This window comes from Rhodovibrio sodomensis (genome assembly GCF_016583645.1).
Classification (GTDB): domain Bacteria; phylum Pseudomonadota; class Alphaproteobacteria; order Kiloniellales; family Rhodovibrionaceae; genus Rhodovibrio; species Rhodovibrio sodomensis.
The window spans coordinates 1-699 of sequence record NZ_NRRL01000299.1 but is presented as its reverse complement, the minus strand read 5'-3'; the positions used below and the strand labels follow the sequence as shown (position 1 = coordinate 699).

The 699-nt window shown below is 52.1% G+C and carries 1 protein-coding gene and 1 rRNA gene; both read left to right on the top strand.

Going from position 1 to position 699, the window contains the following annotated elements:
- A 16S ribosomal RNA gene (locus CKO28_RS27850) occupies window positions 1-356 on the top strand; the annotation flags it as partial.
- 33 nt (window positions 357-389) lie between these two features.
- The coding region (locus CKO28_RS28185) for a hypothetical protein (RefSeq protein ID WP_207168974.1) at window positions 390-699 on the top strand (310 nt) is incomplete at its 3' end.

Here is a 699-nt window from a genome sequence, read left to right as displayed (position 1 = left end):
CTCTGGATAATTGTTACAGATCGCAGTCGGCCTTGCGTCGGCGACGGGTCCTTCAAATGTCTGCCCTATCAACTTTCGATGGTAGGTGACCTGCCTACCATGGTGATAACGGGTAACGGGGAATCAGGGTTCGATTCCGGAGAGGGAGCCTGAGAAACGGCTACCACTTCCAAGGGAGGCAGCAGGCGCGCAAATTACCCACTCCCAGTACGGGGAGGTGGTGACGAAAAATACCGATGCGGGACTCTTATTGAGGCTCCGTAATCGGAATGAGTGAACTCTAAATCCTTTCACGAGGATCAATTGGAGGGCAAGTCTGGTGCCAGCAGCCGCGGTAACTCCAGCTCCAATAGCGTATATTAAAGTTGCTGCAGTTAAAAAGCTCGTAGTTGGATCTCGGTATCACTGTCGCCTGCCATGCCTGGGCAAGGGGCACCGAGCGAAGCAAGGTCATGCTCGAGTTGGCGTGGCGGTGGTGTCACCTTTCAGCCTGTCTGTCTCTTTTGATCATTACTTCGGATCCGAAAACCAACGAAATAGAACCGAAGTCCTATTCCATTATTCCATGCAAAACTTTTCAGGCGACATCGGCCTGGTTTGAGCACTCAAATTTGTTCAAAGTAAACGTGCCATCCGCCCATAGACACCTTTTGAAGGGCATCCAAAGGCATGCAGACGAGCCGACGGACCCTACTGTCG